Here is a 17,249-nt window from a genome sequence, read left to right on the forward strand (position 1 = left end):
CCCCGGCTTGAGCCGGGGGAGCCTCGAAGCATGATCCAGGGACCACGGTCTTGCCGCTTGCCACCCTTCGAGGGCCGCTCTCGCCTTCGCGAAGCCGAGACTTCGCTTCAGCGGAGCAAAGCGGGCCGGGATCATTTGATCCGCATAGGCAGGTCGAGGTCGAAATTGAGGCGGGTCATGATTTGCGTATTGTCCTCTTGTCGCATGTGGTCGGACATCGCGTCCGCATCGCGGTCGAACCACAGCGCCGCGGAGTTGCCGCCGCCGCGCCAGGCGCCGACATAGACCTCCTGACCGTTGTCGTAGAATCGCTCGACATCGATCAGGGTATTGCCCGAGGCATTTTGTCCAGCGAAGTCGGCGAATGCTTGCAGGCCGTTAAATCGAAAGAGCGAGTTTGGCGCCGTGTCGGACGTATCGGGTCGGGCCCGCCAAACCCCGGCGAAGCGCAACTGGCCGTCGATGTCGTGATAGGCCTCGATATCGGCGAGATACTGCCACTTCGGCACCTCCATCCATCGTGCGACGAACTCGTCCCATTTGAGTCCGCTGAAAAACGCGCCGACATTGCGGTCGCCGGCGTCCCGAATCCGCCATACTCCGATATAGGACAGGTGGTCACCATCCTTGAACACCTCGATGTCAACCAGTTCCTGGCTCGGCTGGAGTTCGCGCCACTTGCTCTCAAAATCCTGAAAAGAGGTGAGGTAGAACAGCGCGCCGTTGCGGCCGGGATTGCTGTGCCAGAGTCCACTATAGAGTCTTGTGCCGAAATGAACGTAGGTTGAAATGTCGATCAGCTCGTAATCTCGCGCACGAACTTCCCAGTGCGCCACGAAACTCTCCCAGGGCAGCATGTGAACATGACTGTAGTCGCCCTCTGATCCACCCGATTTGAATTTCCAGACTCCGTGCACATAGGGCTTGCTGGTACCTACATTGCGAATGAAGTTGGCATAGTTGTCGTTGTTGCGAGTCGCGTGGCGCGGGCTGCGGCGGGCAAGTTCGCGTGCGAGGTCGGCCCCCTTCCAGAATTGGTCCGGAATGCCACCCGCACCATCACCGTGATAGTCGGTGACATACTTGACGCAGGTGATGCGGCGGCTTGGACAGTCGTCAATGCTCAGCCAGTGGAACACCTCGTGCACCAACGTCATGGCCGCATAATCCTTGCGCACCTCCGGGTGTTCAAACGGGTTGTCCATCGCATTCCAGAACGACGGACACGTCACGATGATTCCGGGGGGGTGCGTGGAAGGCGCTTGGCCACCCGCCCCCCGTGCCGACGGCAGGACATACATCGGTGTGTTCGTTGGCTGACGCGGCAATGGGTTGGCCACATCGCAACTCGCGGATCTTGACCTTGCCCACCCCGCGAAAGCGTTGTTCGGCTTTTTTCAGCCCCTCGCGCATGATGTTGCTGCGCTCGCCGTCGAACGAGCCGAACCAGGTATGTGGCGAAACGCTGTCGTTGTTGTCGACGCGCTCGCGCCGCCACAATCTTTCACGCTCGGTTCGGGTTATTGAATTGAGGGCATCGGCAAACCTTTGTGTCCGCCAGACAAAGGCGTGTGCCCGCTTGTAGACATCTTCCAGCCGCGACCTCTGGCTGTCCGAGCAGCCCACAATTCTTGGCATAGCGGTGGGCTTTTTCACTTCATCCGCGGCAAAGACAGGCCGCGGCCCGTCGGCGAGCATCAGGTACGAAGTCAGTACGAGGGCAACGGCAATAATCGGGTTTGAGTTGTGCTGCATAGGCAGATCCATCAACTGGTTCGGCCCGCCCAGGATGTAGCAACGCAAGCAGGTAGTTTACGCGCAGGCCGATGAACCGCTGATGAATGATGCCAAGAAGGACCTGGCGCTGATCGACGGAAAGCCGCTCCTGGCCGTCTTCCGGGACCGTCTGTTCGGGCCGCTCGGCATGAAGAATACGGCGCTGCCGCCCGGCACATCGAATGCCATCCCCGATCCCTACGCGCACGGCGCGCCGGCCGATGCGCGCTATCCGGAGGATCTCCGGGCCGCAGCCAGAGCGGGAACGCTCAAGCCCAATGACGACACGTGGCAAAACCCGTTGGCCTATTTTGCCGCCGGCGGCGTCATCTCGACCGCCGACGATGGTGAAGATACTGGACGCGATCTATGCGGTGTCACCGCTGCAGCAGGCCAAGTGATCTCTTATTCAGCCATGCGCAGGACCGCGCGTGTCAGAGTGCTGTCGGGGCGCCTGAGGCCGTCCAGAATCGTGAAGTGATTGGCGTCGGCGATCGGGGTCAGGTCGCCAGCCAGATGCATGCGCGCCCGGTAGGCATGATAGTCCCGGCTGCTGGCGATCATTGCCGGCAATTCGCCTGTGCCATAGGCGATGGAGAGCGGCTTGTCGACACCCGGCCGGCGCAAGGGAGAGAGGGTTTCGATTTCGACCTCCGTAAGCCGGACCTTGTCATTGACATGAGGGGAATCGCGCAAGTGAGCCAGGTCGAAAACGCCTGAGATCGACAAGCCGGCGGCCACTCTTCGATGCTCCAGCATCAATGCCGTAAGATGCCCGCCGGCCGACCACCCGGTGACGATGGCCGGTCCCTCGATGCCGTGATCGGCGGCATGTGCATCCAGCCATTCGAACGCCATGCGCAACTCATTGGTGATCTGCGTCAGGCTCGCCTCGGGGGCAAGCGTGTAGCCCGGCATGGCCGCCGACCAGCCCTTCGCCAAGACCCCCTCGGCGAGGCAGGCGAATATCTCCTTGCTGCCGCGCTGCCAATAGCCGCCGTGGATATGAATGAAACATGGCGCCTTGGGGTCGGCGCCGGGATAGAGATCCCACTTCGTTCGCTCAGCCGGAGCATAGGCCAGATCAAGGTGTCTCGGATGCTGCGCGCGGAGCAACGCCGAAGCTGCGCTCCAGCTTTCATTCTTCAGTCGGGCGAAATCGGGGCCGACATGCGCGACGTTGTTGTAGGCGAGATTGCGCGCCTCGGGCGACATGGTCTTCCAATCCATTTCTGACGCAACCCCCATAGGACGACGATCACAACCTTATCGAGATGGCCTCCGGTAAGCTCAAAATACTCTCGCACCGCCGCCGGGCAAAGCGCCGTTCTCAGACGTAAGCGATACGTAAGCTCGCATCCGCCAGCCTCCCTACCCGTGAATGGCGGCGAGTGTCGCGGGCAGTCCCGCGTCAGTTCGCCGATGAACCAATTCGGCTATCGGGAAGGACATGATCATGCGGGCGCATTTCTTGGGCAAAAGCCAGGTCAGTGCATTGGCGGCTTTGGTAATTTCATCGTTCGGACATTTCCCGCCTGCAGCAGCACTGGAGTTTGCGCCAGTTGGCGCGTCCGGCGACGCGGGTTTCCGCGATGTCTGCCCGACGGGCCACTATCTCACTGGAGCGAGCGCGCGCACAGGAGCTTGGGTGGACCAGATAGCCATCCTCTGCAGCCCGCCCGTAAATCCGGACGGATCAATTGGATACGGACCGCCGCCCCCCGGGCCGAAGCGCGGGGGAGAGGGCGGGAGTCCCTTGACGAAGACGTGCGCAAGCAATGAGATTGTCCATGGTATGGGGCTTCTGCACACCGAGGCAAACCGGCAGGTTCGCTTGATTGCGTTCTACTGCGGATTGACGACCGGCACCGCAACGCACAACATCGAAATTGGAAATGCGCCGTTCTTCCCTACCGTCTATCAGATTTGCCCTGCGGGAGAGGCCGCTACGGGCATTCAGGGGCGATTTGGACTGCACGTGAACGCTTTGGGCCTCATTTGCGGACCTTTGCCGTCCGCAGGGGCGCCGCCCCCAGATGCGACCACCGGCGGGTGCACGGGTCTTGCGGGAGAAGAGTTGGCTATCTGCAACGAGCATAATGCCGTGAGAGCGAAACACGGCGTGCCAGCTTTGAACTGGTCGGCTGATCTTGCAAGCAATGCAAAGAATTGGGTCGCAGGTTGCCATACCATGACAAACAGCAACGGCGATGAGTTCTTCTGTCATCAAAGCAGCCAGTATGGATGCGGTACGGATCCAGGCTATAACTATGGAGAAAATCTTTCCTTTGGCTATCCAAGCCGCGGCGGGCAAGAGGCTGCGCGGCAATGGTATTGCGAAGTGAACGTTTACAATTTTGACGATCCCTCACCGTTGCTGGCTGGAGAAGATGGTGGGGGCACGATTTTTGGGGACGCGTGCAACCCGGCAAACAACCCGAAAAAAGTGACGGGCCACTTCACTCAAGTCATTTGGCGAAACACAACGAGACTGGGTTGTGCGCAGAACAGATGCAAACTCGGCGGCGATGATGGAATTGAAGGCACGCTGTGGGCCTGCGAGTATGATCCACCCGGAAACTTCAACGCGGGCCAAGCCGGCGTTCTTGAACAGAATGTCCCGAGACCTTTGCAAGGATTTGCCGGACATTCCGCCGGCGCGGCTGAAAGCAACGATTCGCCTCAACGGACAACGGCAATAATTTCGGACGTGGATCTCTATGATATCCCAGGCGGAGTTGGCAATGTGATCGGCATTCTGAGAAAAGGGCAGAGATTCCCCCTGATTGGGTGCCGCGAGGATGACTGGTGCCAACTTTCACCCGGATGGGTCTGGGGCTCGTTCGTCGCGCGCAGTCACTCGCATTGACTCTTGTCGAGCCGGCGCGAGCACGTATTATTTGAATGAAGTGGTGCCCAGGGGCGGAATTGAACCACCGACACGCGGATTTTCAGTCCGCTGCTCTACCAACTGAGCTACCTGGGCGCCGCGCCCCGGAACGAGGCGTTTGAACGAAGCGGGCCGGGTTATAGGCGACGGTTTTGAGCCTGTCCAGCCTTAATGGCTGAGCGCCCGAGCCAGTGCTTTCATGTCCCCCCGTTCGGCGAATTCCGTGCCGATCTCAGCCATATGGAATCGTAAAGTATTGCGAAACATGGTGAAATCGTGCTGACGCAGTCTTTCGTCGAGAGGCAGCCGCTCGAAGATCTCGCGTGCCCGGGCGAGTGGAATTTCATGCACCTCCTTGGGCGGGCCGAGCCCGGCGACGCCCAGATCGTGATCGAGAGCTTCCGCCGCCTGATGCCAGAACTGCGGGTCCTGGCCGGGGGGCAGCGGGAAGCCCGAAAAGACGTCACGCCCGATTGCGACGAGCGCCGCGTGAAGCTCGAGGGTGGGGCCTGCCGCGGAAGGGCGAATCAGTCCCTCCGCCATTTCGCTCACCATGGAGAAAGCGGCGGGATAGGATCCCCAGCGCGCCTCTTCATAGGCGGCGAGGAAGGCCGGCTCCGAAAGCAGTGTCGAAAACATCATGTTGGAGCGCGCCTGGACATATTCCATGATCGATTTCTGAGTCAGGAACGCCGCCCGGCTCATCAGGAATTCCTTGAGTTCGTCGCGCGTTGCGATCGGCTGCGGCGCGAACAGATTCTTGACGGTGGACCACAGGCTCATGCGCCATGATGACACCGCCTCGCCCCTTCGCACAAGCCGGTCATCCTCATGCGCATGAGTCCAAAGTCGAATAGCGCTCATGAGTCCAAAGTTGAATTAGGCCGCAGCGTCATTGGTGTTAGTTCTACCATGACTCGCAAAAGGGGAATGCGAGCACAACGACCACGGAAATGGGAGGAACCGCCAATGGCTGGTCCGGATACCGAGGGTCACTGGGGAGCGACATCGAGGCTCATGTGGATCGCGCTGGCGATCTGGGCCTTTTTTTCCTTCGTGATCCATTTCTTCGTCACTTGGCTGAACGACATCGTCATACTGGGCTTCCCGCTCGGCTTCTACATGGCCGCGCAGGGCTCGCTCATCGCCTTCGTCGTGCTGCTCTTCTGGTTCGCCAGGAGACAGGATGCGATCGATCGCGAATTCGGCGTCGCCGAAGAAGATTGAGGGGGATGACATGGCAGTTGGCTCAAAAATCACCGGCGGCGACTTCCTTGCCAATCTCGGCAGGGTCTATGGAATCTATGCCGGCGGCTTCCTCGTTTTCGTGGTCGCGCTGGCGATCCTCGAACAGTTGGGCGTGCCCGACCGGGTGCTCGGCTATCTGTTCGTCGGTTTCACCATTCTAGTCTACGCCATCATCGGTGTGCTGTCGCGCACCGCCCAAGTATCCGAATATTATGTCGCCGGCCGGAAGGTGCCCGCCTTCTACAACGGCATGGCGACCGGCGCCGACTGGATGTCGGCGGCTTCCTTCGTCGGCATGGCCGGCACACTCTTTGCCTTGGGTTATGATGGCCTTGCCTTCGTGCTCGGCTGGACCGGCGGTTTTGTGCTCGTGTCGGTTCTCCTGGCGCCGTTCCTGCGCAAATTCGGCGCCTACACGGTCCCGGATTTCCTTGCCGCGCGCTACAACGGCAATCTTGTGCGTTTTCTCGGGGTCATCGTGCTGGTGGCTTGCTCCTTCACCTATGTGGTGGCGCAGGTCTATGGCACCGGCATCATCGCCTCGCGCTTCCTGGGGCTCGACTTCCAGATCGCCGTCTATGCCGGATTGGCCGGCATCCTTCTCTGCTCGATGCTGGGCGGCATGCGCGCGGTGACCTGGACCCAGGTGGCCCAGTATATCGTGCTGATCATCGCCTATCTGACCCCGGTCGTCATCCTGTCGGCCAAGAACTACGGCATTCCGATTCCGCAGCTCACCTACGGCCAGGCCTTGCAGGATATCACCGCGCGCGAGCAGGAGATCGTCGCCCAGGGACTCAATGTCGGCAGCACGCTGAAGCCGTATATCGAGCCCTTTCTCAACTACAACCCGCTCAACTACTTCGCGCTCATCCTCTGCCTGATGGTGGGCACGGCGTCGCTGCCGCACATATTGATGCGTTATTTCACCACCCCATCAGTGCGTGAGGCGCGCAAATCGGTGGCCTGGTCGCTGCTCTTCATCTTCCTCCTCTACTTCACGGCGCCGTCCTATGCGGCTTTCGCGAAGCTCGAGGTCTACACCAATGTCATCGGCCAGAGCCTCGATCAGCTTCCCCAATGGATCAGCACCTATTCCAATCTCGGTCTGGTGAAGATCTATGGCGTCACGCTGCAGGGCCTGGCGAGCAGCATCGGCGCGGTGAAGGCCGCCGTCGCGGCGGGCGCTGCCGACATGGCGGGCGTCGCGGCGTCGCTCCAGTCCAAGGGCTTGACGGCCGAGCTCGCGTCCTGGTCGGCGCTTGCCGATCCGGTCAAGGCGGTGGTGTTCGATGCGGTCAGGGCCAATGCGGCGGTGACGGCGCAGGAGATCTTCACTCCGGCCATCCATGCCGCGGCGACGGCTGCCGGCAACACCACGAACCTCCTCGGCCATTCGGGCTTGACGATCGACAATGACGTGATCGTGCTCTCGACACCCGAGATCGCGGGCATGCCCTATGTCATCGCCGGCCTCGTGGCGGCAGGCGGTCTCGCTGCGGCGCTGTCGACGGCCGACGGCCTCCTGCTCGCCATCGCCAATGCGTTGTCGCACGACATCTACTACAAGATGGTCGACACGCATGCGCCGACGGCGCGCCGGCTCATCGTGGCGCGGGTCCTGCTCTTCGGCGTGGCGGTGCTGGCGGCCTGGACAGCGAGCACCAAACCGGCCGACATCCTGGCGATGGTCTCCTGGGCCTTCTCTCTCGCCGCGGCGGGGCTGTTCCCGGCTCTCGTCCTCGGCGTGTGGTGGAAGCGCGCCAACCGCTGGGGCGCCATTGCCGGCATCGTCGTGGGCTTCGGCGTCTGTCTCTATTATCTCGTCGGCACCCGCTATTATGCGGCGGGCTTCTACGAGTTGTGGAGCGGATTGTCGGGCGCCTCGGAGGCCGCCGTGACCAAGTACAACGAGCTCAAGGCGGCCTTTGAAGGTGCAGCACCCGAAGCCAAGGCGGCGGCCTGGAAAGCGCTCGACACGCATGCCCAGACGATCGCCAACTGGTTCGGCGTCCGCAACATCTCGTCCGCCCTGTTCGGCCTGCCTGCCGGCTTCATCGCCATGATCGTGGTGAGCCTCTTGACCGCAGCGCCTTCGAAGCAGATGCAGGATTTCATCGACGAGATCCGCCGGCCCAAGGGCAAGGAGCTCATGGAAGGCGGCAATCTGGTGCGTGAAGTCCACTGAACTGCGTAAATCATCGGAAACGGGGCTTTCAGGCCCCGTTTCCTTTTTTATCCCGCCGTGGTTGACTGCGCCGCAGGATGAATCCCGTCATTCAATACTGGTATTTCCACCTGCCGAATTTCGTGCTCGCCGCGGTGATGTACACGCTGATCGGCCGGCTGCTGCTCTCCTTCTTCGTGCCGGCAGGCTGGCAGAACTACATCTGGCGGGCATTCGTGCGCATCACCGAGCCTGTCGTCGGGGCGGTACGCTTGCTGACGCCGGCGGCTCTCCCGACCGTCGTCGTCATCATCTTCTCCGTCTTCTGGATCATGCTGTTGCGTCTGGCGTTGATCGCCTTGCTTGGCAGCCTGGGCCTGCTGCCCGATGTCTCGGGCCCTTCCGGCGGCTGACATGACCCAGCACCATCTCGCGATCATTGTCGGGCTCGCCATCCTGAACGGCATATTTTCGCCGGCTCTCATCGCCGTCTTTGCCCTTCACCCGATCTGGTATCCCTCCTTCCTGCCCGCCATCCTGCCGTTCCTGTTCCTGTTGAGCTCGCTCATCGTCGCCACTTTGACCCTGATGATCGGCGGCGTGCCGGCAGCACTCTATGAACGTTTCGCCGGGCGCCAGCGCACGGCCATGTCGGGCTATATCTGGCTCGCCGGCGTGCTTGTGCTGACTTTGCCCGCCATCCCGGGCCTGCTGCGGGCGCTGGGCGCCTGAATCGCCGGAGAGCTTTCACGCTAATGTAACTTCGTCGCTGAGGCGCAGATGCTAGGTTTCGGCATGGATGCCGTTGAGCGTGCAGCATATCTCTCGGTCGGCCGCGCCTGCGCCTTTGGCGCGCTAGCCATCTTCTGCTTCGTCGTAGGTTTGAGCTATGACCCGAATCTCGCGGCCCGGGCGGGCGGCCTCCTGACCATGCTCATGACGGCCATTCTGGTGATGCGCGCAACTTCGGCGCCGACGCGTCCCTATAAGACCACCGAGACATGGCTGATGCTCGAAGCTTCCGAACGGCCATCGGCGCATATTGCCCAGCAGATCATAGGTTCGGCTTTGCGCGAGGCCTATTTCTGGTACGCCCGCTCGACCGCGCTGGTCACCGTGTGCCTGCTGCTCGCCGCTTTGCTGCTGCCGCTCCTGACCAGCAGGTTCGAGTAGAGTGCCAGACGACCAGCCTCACGCCAGGGGATCGCCCAGCGCATTTGCCACATCCGGCACTTGCCGCAGCGCCCAGCGCAAGCGATCCCGCTCCTCGCCCTGAAGCTCGCCGGGCGCGACGCGGTTCGACAACGGCACGCCGCGCCGGATATCGCGCAATTGCTGGGCCAGGATCGCCTCGAGCAGAATGCGGTGCGCATCGACGAGTCTCGCGGCAAGCTCAGGCTCAAGCGCGCCGCGATCACGTGCCGCCTCGAGACGGGCGGGGGTGGAGCGTTCGCTCAAGCCATTCTGAAGCGCCAGGACCCGCGCGGTGGAAAAAAGCGGCATGAGCCCGCCAAGCTTGAGGTCGACGCGGCCCTCATGGCTGCGCAACCGTCCGAACCAGCCCAAAGGCGATTGGAATGAGCTTGCCCTGAGCGCCAGGAACTTGATGAGTTCCGGTGCTTTTCCAGCAGCATGGCGGCTTTCCTCGAGGAGCGTGCGTCCGAGCGCCAAATCGCCATGGACCGGCGCTGCATCGAAGAAGATGTCGGCCTTGAGCAAGTCCTCGGGATCGAGCCGCCCCATCCACGAGCCGACCCGGCGGCGCCAGCGCTCGAGCGACATGCGCCATGCGTCCTTGCTGGCCATGACGCCGCCGGCGCAGAACGGAACGCCGGCGGCATCGAGAATGGTCGAGACACGCTCGGCGAGGGCGGCAAACCAGCGGTCTTCCTCACCATCGGGCTCGCCCTCGGCAAAGACGATCGCATTGTCCTGATCGAGCGCCAGCAGACTTTCCCCGCGCCCGCCCGAGCCAAGGACCAGGTAGCAATAGGGGCAGGGCGGCCGGCCCCGTCCGGCAGCGCGGAACTCATCTTCGGCGATTTTCGCGGCGCGGCGGGTGAGATCGCGCAACTCGCCCGATATGACGGCGGCGATGTCGCGGACATCGACTTCCTCGCGCACCAGGGCTTCAGCGACGAGGGTGAGCCTGGACCACGCCTCGCCCAAAGCGCGCGCGGTTCGCGCCTCTTCGATCGCATCGCCAAGTGCCACCGCGTCCTGGGCCCGCTGGCGCAGAAGGTCGCGCGCCGACAAGGCGCCGACGATATTGCCATCCTCGTCGGCGACGCCCAGATGACGGAATTGCCACCGGTTCATGCGCGAGATGGCGCGATAGACAAAGTCGCTCACTTGCACGGTCTTGAGTGGGAAGCTCGCGATATCGGCGGCAGGCCGGCCGAAGGCGCCCTGAGGATCGGCCGCGACCGCCCGCAGGAGATCGCGCTCCGTGATGATGCCCCAGCTCGCCCCGGGCACGTCAGGCCGCACGAAAACCGAGCTGATCTGGCTTTCGGTGAGCGCGGCCAGAACCTCCCGCAGGCTCTGCGAAGGCGTGACGGTGAGGGGTGGGCTCGCCATGATATCGGCCGCTATGTGCCGGTAGGGATAGCTGTCGATACGCAGGAGCGCGGGGTCGGATGGCGGTGGCGGCGCCAGGGCGTGCCAGCCCGCTGCCGCTTCCTCGGCGACGCGCGGTGCGAGCTTGCGGCAGGCCACCTCGGCCTCGCCCAGGAGGCGGATGTGGCGCTTGCGCAAGAGGGGCACGAGGCGAAGGTAGATGCGGGCGGCGAGCTTGGCGTCGGGCAGGGCCCGGTGGCGATTGGTGACGGCGATGCCGAGCTTGGCTGCAAGCCCCTCAAGGGAATGTTCGGCGGATTCGGGCATGGCGAGACGAACCAGCTGGCGCAAATCGAGCCCGCGCGGTGCCGGCCAGGGAAGCCCGGCGCGGCTGAATTCACGCTCCAGCAGCGCCAGATCGAAGCCGAGCGCATAGCCGATGATGAGCCTTTGACCGATGAACGCCGACAGGCGCCGTCCGGCCTCATCGAAGCCTGGGGCATCGACGAGATCTTCCGTGCCTATCCCGTGAATGCGCCGGGAGTCCTCCGGCACGGCGATTCCCGGATTGACCAGGCACGAGAAAGTCTCGTCCTTGACGATATGGCCGCGGTGGATCCTGACAGCCGCGAGCTCGATGATGCGCGCATTGCGCGGATCGAGCCCCGTCGTCTCGGTGTCGACGGCGACCGCCGGAACTGTCAGCAGATTCGTACCCGGAGATAGCGCGTGGGATCTCATCCGTCAGAATCTCTCGACTGGCGCGTGATCAGGAAAAGTGGGCACCGGTTTTCCGTCCAATCACGCGCCGAATATGGAGACGTTGGCATGGAATGAGATCGCTGCCCATCGCCGATTACAGGGCCTCTATGGAAAAGTCTGGCTATTCGCTGTTGCCGAACAGGTCCTTCAGCAGCTTCTTGCCCTGATCGTCGATGATCTTGCCCGCCTCCTGGCCAGCCGCGTCATCGCCCAGCGCCTTGCCGATCTGGTCGGAGACCTTGTCCTTGACCTGCTGCTGGATCGCCTCGCTTTTCTCCTTGAGGCTCGCCGTCGTTCCTTCGCCGACGAGCTTGCGCAGCGTGTCATAGGCGGCTTGCGGATTCTGCAGGATGCCGGCGATGTCGGGATAGATCTGGGGCGCCGCCCATGGCCCTTTGACGATGATGGGAACGGCGAGACCGGCGAGATCGAGGCCTTGCGCCTCGGCGAGGGTGAGTTGCGGGCTGACCTTCAGATTGAGCGCTTGGCGCGGCAGGTCGACGGTTCCGCCGCCCTTCACCGACATCACCGGGCTCGTGAAATTGAGATTGGTCGTCGCCGCGATGCCGTTATTGACCGTGAAGCTCGCGCTCAAGCCGTCGAAGGGCGTCCTGGCATCGGGTCCTTGGCGCCAGCCGGTCAGGATATTGGCGGCCACGCCCTTCACCATCGCTTCGATATCGATGCCGCGTATCGCGCCATTGGCGAAGCTGAAGGTGCCCGTGCCAGTGAGCGATGAGACGAGCTCGAGCTGCGAGCGGCCCTTGGCCGACAGCTTCAGCGCAGCACCTGCCGTGCCCTCGAAGCGCTCGAGCCCGGCATAGTCCCTGAGCAGGCGCAAGCCGTCAAAACCCTTGGCGTCGAGGGTCATCTGCAGCGCCGGCACCTTGGCCGCGCTGTCGAGGATGAGGCGGCCTTGCGCGGTGCCGCCATAGAGCGAGATCTGGCTGAGCGAAGCATCGAGCCGGCCGTTCTTCACGGCGGCGTCGATGGCGATCTTGCCGGTCTTGAGGTCGCGATAGACGAGTTGGTTAGCGGTGAGCCTGAGCTTGCCGTCGACCGCGCCGAGGCCCGCGAAGGAGATGAGCGCGTTGCTCCAGCCGGCCTCAGGCGGCGGAGCGTCGTCGCGCGGCGGCAGATAGCGGTTCACATCGATCACATCGAAGCGAAGGGTGGCGGTGACCGACGGACGCTCGGCCAGAGCGAGGCCGAGATCGCCTTGCGCCGCCAGGCCGTCGAGGCTCACGCGGGCTTTGCTGAGCTTGAGAGCCTTGGGTGTGAAGGCCAGTTGGCCATTGACCTTGGCGGGACCGAAGCCTGGGCCGTCGGGAACCGCGATCTTCGCCCAGCGCGCGAGATCGCGCACCGAGCCCGTCTCGGCCTTGATCGTGCCGTCGAGCGCAAGGCCGTCGCGCATGAGCGCCTGTCCCGAAAAGGCGAAAGCGAGCCTTTTGCTCTTGACCGTGAGGCTGACCGGTGAGCCCGTCGTCGCGAGGTCTCCCGGCGTCTTGGCGCTGAAGGCGAGCGCGATCTCGTCGCCGAGCGTCGTCAGTGATCCCTTGACCGCGACGGGCCCGGTGAGCGAGCCCAGGGTGACCGTCATGTCGACATTCTCCGCCATGAAGGCCTTGCCCGAGCGCTCATCGAGGAAGCGCACATCGCCGTTCTCGATGGTGATGGGGGCGATCGAGCCGGTCTCGAGGCCGGGACCGCCTTGGCCTTCTTGCCGGTTGCCATCGCTCGACATGATCCAATTCGGCCGACCCTCGCCGTCGATGACGAGCGAGAGCTGCGGGCGGATGAGATGCAGTTCCTTGATGTCGAGGACGCGGTTGAAGAGGGAGCGGACCTCGACGCGGATACGCAATTCGTCCATTTGCGCCACCTGGCCCTCGAAAAAGCCAGGCGGATTGGACAGCCGGACATCTTTCAGCGTGACGGCGAAATCGGGCCAGAAGACGAGCTTCGGCGCCTCGCCGATGGTGAGGGTGCGGCCGGTCTCGGCCTTGACGGCTTCGCGGAGCTGGCCGGCGATGAAGTCATGCGGGATGATGAACGGGAGCGCCAGCACAAAGGCGGCGAGCAGCGTCAGCAAGGCACCGCCGAAAATAAGGACCCGCTTCATGACTCTCCTCCGCAGGTTGGAGGAACAGCCTAACTGATTCGGTATACGGATCGTTAACCGGCCGGCTTTTTTTCGACGAGCTTGCCGTGCTGGGCGAAGGCCTTGCGCAGCCACAGCACGCCGGGTGCCGTCCAGTTGGGCTCCTCGCCGCAGACCAGGTCGAAGAAGCCGACGGCGGTTTCGGGATTCTCCAGCGTGTTCTCGCGGAACGAGTTCCAAAAGCCCGGATCGTCGGTCACTCGCGCCGGCGCCGGCTCCTCATCGCCCATTTCCTTGAGCACGGCCGCCGCGACCGACAGGCAGAAGCTCGTATAGGCATAGCCTTCGGGCCAGCGGGCCAAAGCGTGATCGATGTTCCCGGGGAGCGCCGGCAATTCCGCATCCTTGGTTGCCTTGAGGGGGGCGGCGACGATGAGCTCGCGCAGCATGAGGCCCGCCGCATAGATCACATAATCATGCCGGTTCACATCGGCGAGATGCTTCGATTCGTCGAACTTCTGGCGCCAGCGCGCGAAGGCTTCCGCCAACGCGGCATGATCGACCGTGGCCGAAAGCCCCGTGTCCTTGAACAGCAGCTCGAGATTGCGCTGGAACGACCAGACGATGGTGCGGAAGCGCCGCGCCTCGTGGGAGAGGTCGTCGACCTTCAGGACTTCCGTCTTGAGCGGGGTCAGCATGGCGCCTTCACGTCCTTCTGATCAGCATCTCGCGCGCCGTCGCCTCATTGGTGATCAGCACATTGCAGTCGATGAGCTTGACGGCGCCCAAGAGCGTGTCGACCTTCTCATTCCCGCCCGACGCGATCATCCGTTTCGGCACGTCGCGCAGCTGCTCGATCGGGATCGACATCACCCTTTTGTTGATCGGGTGATCGACCAGATGGCCCGAGCGGTCATAGAAATTGAACAATATGTCGCCGACGGCGCCGAGCCGGATCAGCGCGGTGCGGTCCTCGTCGGAAAGGAGATCGAAGCGGAAGGCGGTGGAATCGGGCGCCATGGTGCCGCAGCTCAGAACCGCCATGTCGAGCCGCTCGGCCCGGCGCAGCACGTCCTTGAGGCCGCATTTCTCGATCAGGGTCTCGCGCGTCTCGGGCGAATCGACGACCGCGGGTGCGGTGAGCAGATAGCAGTCGGCGCCGACCATGCGGGCGACCTGCCAGGCGAATTCCGACGGGTTGTAGCGGCGCGCCTGGACGATCCCGCCCAGCAGCGAGATCACTTGCACATTCTCGAGCTGGCGCGGCGCCAGCGTCTGCAGCGATTCATAGAGAGTGGCGCCCCAGCCGACGCCGATCGACATGTCGTCGGTGAGGTTGTCGGTGATATACATGCCGGCCGCGACGCCGATGGCCTTGGTGGTCAGCGCCGGATTGGAGGGCTCGGGGACCACCACCGCTTCCTTGAAGCCGAAGGCTTCTTTCAGCTGGCCTTCGAGCTCCAGGCATTCGGCGACGTCGCCTTCGATCCAGATCTTCACTTCCCGCTGGCGGATCGCTTCATTGATGTTGCGCACCACGGTGACGCGCCCGATGCCGAGCTTGTCGGCGATCTCGTTCTGCGTCAGGCCTTCGACATAATACATCCAGGCGATGCGCATCCGGTTGCGCGCGACGCGGCCGGGGCTCACATCGGCAGGCGTCGATCGGCTTCTGCGAGGGGGTGTCTTTTCGAGCATTCCGGCCCTATTGGCGTTGATTCCGGCGGTTCACCGGTCAGGGGAATAGCTTAACATGATGCAGTCGTCTCGCCCCTATGTTCTGCGGCAGGAAGATACAAAATGTTTCTCAAGTATACGATTGTAGCTATGACCTGTCCAATTTAACGATTTGTAATCGGCCGAAACGACGGAGCCATGTCCCGGAGTGCCCGGATAATTGCTGCAAAGCAGCATGATTTCCTTCTTTCTCGAAATACGAAACATTTGCATTGTGAATTGTTGTTTAGTACGTTCAACCTAACGGAACAAAAATCACCGGATCACCGGTCATGCATGGGAATGGGAGGAGAATGTGCGATCTGCCGCTTTCTGCCATCGCCCGCTTTCATCCAGACTTCACCATGTTTCAGCGCCAGGCTCGTGAGACGGGCCGGCATGATATCCGGCCTGACCTGGCCGATTAGGGAGGAGAAGAAGTGATGTTGCACAAATCTGCCGGGCGCCTGTCGCGCCGGTCCTTGCTGAAGTCGGCGACCGCTTTCGGCGCCGCGGGTCTCGTGGGCACAGGCGGCGTCAGCCTGTTCAATGTGCGCCGGAGCCTCGCCGCCGAGCTTCCGGATCCCGCGAGCGTCCTCGCCAAGATCAATGTCGGCAATTATGTGAAGAAGGACTATCGCGATCTCTACAAGCTCGCCGATGACGAGCAATTGTGGGATCCCGCCAAGGATTGGATCCGCACCGTCGATTGGGAGCAGGTGCGCAAGGAATTCGCCGGCACCACGGTGAAATTCGCCATCGGTGCCGCCGATGCCGAATCCGCCGCCGACGGCCTGAAGCCCTTCCAGCAATTGTCGGGGATCACGGTCGAGCTGGTGCCGATCCCGGACGACTCCCTCTATGACAAGGTGGTCGCCGAATTCATCTCCGGCAATGCCAGCTTCGATGCCTTGCAGTTCTTCTCGCCCTGGCTTGGCGACTTCGCGGCCCCGGGCTTCCTCGCCAAGCTCGACGACTATGTCGCCAAGTGGAAGCTGCCGATCGACGACTTCTACGATACCTACCGCCTCAATTACGGCATGTGGGGCGGCAAGGGGCTTTATGGCATTCCCTTCGACTGCGACATCCAGCAGATCCATGTCCGCTCGAAATACTTCAAGGAAGTGACGGGCGGCGATGTCGATCCCAAGAGCACGATCAAGACCTATGACGACCTGATCCGCCTCTCGGCCGAGCTCAACAAGACCGACAAGGGTGTGGCGGGCGTCGGCTTCATGGCGGCGCGCGGCTTCTGGTCGACCTATACCTGGGAGCATCTCGCCGCCCAGTACGGCGTCGATCTCTTCAACGACAAATGGGAGCCGGTGTTCAATTCCGATGCCGGCGTGAAAGCGATCGAGACCATCCTGGCGCTCAAGAAGAACGCGCCGGAAGGTGTCGCCGGCTGGGGCTGGGGCGAGAACCGCGCCGCCTGGCTCGGCGGCCAACTCGCCACCAACATCTCCTGGCAGGATTCGGGCACCCAGGCGACGCGTCCCGACCAGAGCAAGATCGTCGATGACGTCATCACCATCTATGAGCCGCGCGTCGAGGGTGGCCGTTTCGCGCCGCCCAATATCGCGGGCTCGACCTCGGTCGTCACCGCCTCGTCGAAGAATCCGGAAGGCGCCTTCCTGATGCTCGCCTTCCTCACCACCGCCTCGATCATGGCGATGAACGAGGCCAACGCCAATGGCGTGGCGCCGGGCTACCGCTCGGTCTTGACCAATCCCAATCTGCGCAAGGTCTCGCAGCCTGCCGAAGTCTGGGCGACCGAGCTCGATTATGCCTGGTGCGCGCCGCGTCTGCCCGGCATGTTCGAGATGGAGCAGGCGCTCGGCAACGAGATCAACAAGGCGGTGGTCGGCCAGGCGACACCGAAGGAAGCGCTCGATGCCGGTGCGAAGGCCTGGCGCGAGATCATGGACAAGAACGGCTTCTATTCCGGAACGCCGCCCATCGAATTCGCCGCCGTGGCGGATGCGACCTGGGTCGGCAAGGGCAAGACGCCGCCGGTGTGATAGAAG

16 protein-coding genes and 1 tRNA gene are annotated in these 17,249 nt (G+C 62.6%); 8 read left to right on the plus strand and 9 right to left on the minus strand.

Annotated elements, in window-relative coordinates; genetic code table 11:
- Positions 1-131: 131 nt before the first annotated feature.
- Both DS839_RS18085 and DS839_RS18090 read right to left on the minus strand, forming a co-directional pair.
- A complete protein-coding gene (locus tag DS839_RS18085; RefSeq protein ID WP_162918634.1) occupies positions 132-1,205 on the minus strand; it encodes a hypothetical protein in 1,074 nt (357 codons plus the stop codon).
- Positions 1,189-1,755: a M35 family metalloendopeptidase gene (locus DS839_RS18090; protein WP_162918635.1), complete on the minus strand. Its 567-nt coding sequence runs from the start codon at positions 1,753-1,755 to the stop codon at positions 1,189-1,191. Before DS839_RS18090 ends, DS839_RS18085 begins: the two co-directional genes overlap by 17 nt.
- A gap of 82 nt (positions 1,756-1,837) precedes the next feature.
- On the opposite strand from DS839_RS18090, the gene DS839_RS18095 reads away from it, so the two are divergent.
- Complete coding sequence (locus tag DS839_RS18095; RefSeq protein WP_119271851.1) at positions 1,838-2,257, plus strand: serine hydrolase; 420 nt, start codon at positions 1,838-1,840, stop codon at positions 2,255-2,257.
- Here the strand turns inward: DS839_RS18095 and DS839_RS18100 are convergent.
- The gene (locus DS839_RS18100; RefSeq protein WP_368911714.1) at positions 2,182-3,006 is read right to left on the minus strand and encodes an alpha/beta hydrolase; all 825 of its coding nucleotides are present in this window, start codon (positions 3,004-3,006) and stop codon (positions 2,182-2,184) included. The genes DS839_RS18095 and DS839_RS18100 overlap by 76 nt on opposite strands.
- A gap of 226 nt (positions 3,007-3,232) precedes the next feature.
- Here DS839_RS18100 and DS839_RS18105 point away from each other — a divergent pair, with 226 nt between their 5' ends.
- On the plus strand, positions 3,233-4,645 hold the full coding sequence (locus DS839_RS18105) for a CAP domain-containing protein (RefSeq protein ID WP_162918636.1): 1,413 nt from the start codon (positions 3,233-3,235) through the stop codon (positions 4,643-4,645).
- Positions 4,646-4,686: 41 nt separating this feature from the next.
- Here the strand turns inward: DS839_RS18105 and DS839_RS18110 are convergent.
- Positions 4,687-4,762: transfer RNA gene (locus tag DS839_RS18110), tRNA-Phe, on the minus strand.
- 72 nt (positions 4,763-4,834) lie between these two features.
- The gene (locus tag DS839_RS18115) at positions 4,835-5,464 is read right to left on the minus strand and encodes a hypothetical protein (RefSeq protein WP_162918637.1); all 630 of its coding nucleotides are present in this window, start codon (positions 5,462-5,464) and stop codon (positions 4,835-4,837) included.
- Positions 5,465-5,635: 171 nt separating this feature from the next.
- Here DS839_RS18115 and DS839_RS18120 point away from each other — a divergent pair, with 171 nt between their 5' ends.
- The 5 genes from DS839_RS18120 (at position 5,636) to DS839_RS18140 (ending at position 9,254) form a co-directional block, all read left to right on the plus strand.
- Positions 5,636-5,893 (plus strand): DUF4212 domain-containing protein, encoded by a 258-nt coding sequence (locus tag DS839_RS18120; RefSeq protein WP_119271855.1) that lies wholly within the window; start codon positions 5,636-5,638, stop codon positions 5,891-5,893.
- Between the two features lie 10 nt (positions 5,894-5,903).
- On the plus strand, positions 5,904-8,102 hold the full coding sequence (locus tag DS839_RS18125) for a sodium:solute symporter family protein (protein WP_162918638.1): 2,199 nt from the start codon (positions 5,904-5,906) through the stop codon (positions 8,100-8,102).
- Positions 8,103-8,179: 77 nt separating this feature from the next.
- Positions 8,180-8,494 (plus strand): YggT family protein, encoded by a 315-nt coding sequence (locus DS839_RS18130; protein WP_119271857.1) that lies wholly within the window; start codon positions 8,180-8,182, stop codon positions 8,492-8,494.
- Position 8,495: 1 nt separating this feature from the next.
- Positions 8,496-8,813: a hypothetical protein gene (locus tag DS839_RS18135; protein ID WP_119271858.1), complete on the plus strand. Its 318-nt coding sequence runs from the start codon at positions 8,496-8,498 to the stop codon at positions 8,811-8,813.
- Positions 8,814-8,861: 48 nt separating this feature from the next.
- The gene (locus DS839_RS18140; protein WP_119271859.1) at positions 8,862-9,254 is read left to right on the plus strand and encodes a DUF3613 domain-containing protein; all 393 of its coding nucleotides are present in this window, start codon (positions 8,862-8,864) and stop codon (positions 9,252-9,254) included.
- 18 nt (positions 9,255-9,272) lie between these two features.
- Here DS839_RS18140 and DS839_RS18145 read toward each other — a convergent pair whose 3' ends face one another.
- The 4 genes from DS839_RS18145 to DS839_RS18160 form a co-directional block, all read right to left on the minus strand.
- The gene (locus DS839_RS18145; protein ID WP_119271860.1) at positions 9,273-11,381 is read right to left on the minus strand and encodes a DUF294 nucleotidyltransferase-like domain-containing protein; all 2,109 of its coding nucleotides are present in this window, start codon (positions 11,379-11,381) and stop codon (positions 9,273-9,275) included.
- Positions 11,382-11,523: 142 nt separating this feature from the next.
- The gene (locus DS839_RS18150) at positions 11,524-13,527 is read right to left on the minus strand and encodes an AsmA family protein (RefSeq protein ID WP_119271861.1); all 2,004 of its coding nucleotides are present in this window, start codon (positions 13,525-13,527) and stop codon (positions 11,524-11,526) included.
- 53 nt (positions 13,528-13,580) lie between these two features.
- Positions 13,581-14,204 carry a hypothetical protein gene (locus tag DS839_RS18155; protein ID WP_119271862.1) on the minus strand — a complete coding sequence of 208 codons (624 nt, stop codon included), beginning with the start codon at positions 14,202-14,204 and terminating at the stop codon, positions 13,581-13,583.
- Positions 14,205-14,211: 7 nt separating this feature from the next.
- Complete coding sequence (locus tag DS839_RS18160) at positions 14,212-15,204, minus strand: sugar-binding transcriptional regulator (protein ID WP_119271863.1); 993 nt, start codon at positions 15,202-15,204, stop codon at positions 14,212-14,214.
- Positions 15,205-15,665: 461 nt separating this feature from the next.
- Here DS839_RS18160 and DS839_RS18165 point away from each other — a divergent pair, with 461 nt between their 5' ends.
- The gene (locus DS839_RS18165; RefSeq protein WP_119271864.1) at positions 15,666-17,243 is read left to right on the plus strand and encodes an ABC transporter substrate-binding protein; all 1,578 of its coding nucleotides are present in this window, start codon (positions 15,666-15,668) and stop codon (positions 17,241-17,243) included.
- The last annotated feature ends 6 nt before the right edge of the window (positions 17,244-17,249 follow it).

This window comes from Taklimakanibacter deserti, from assembly GCA_003574785.1.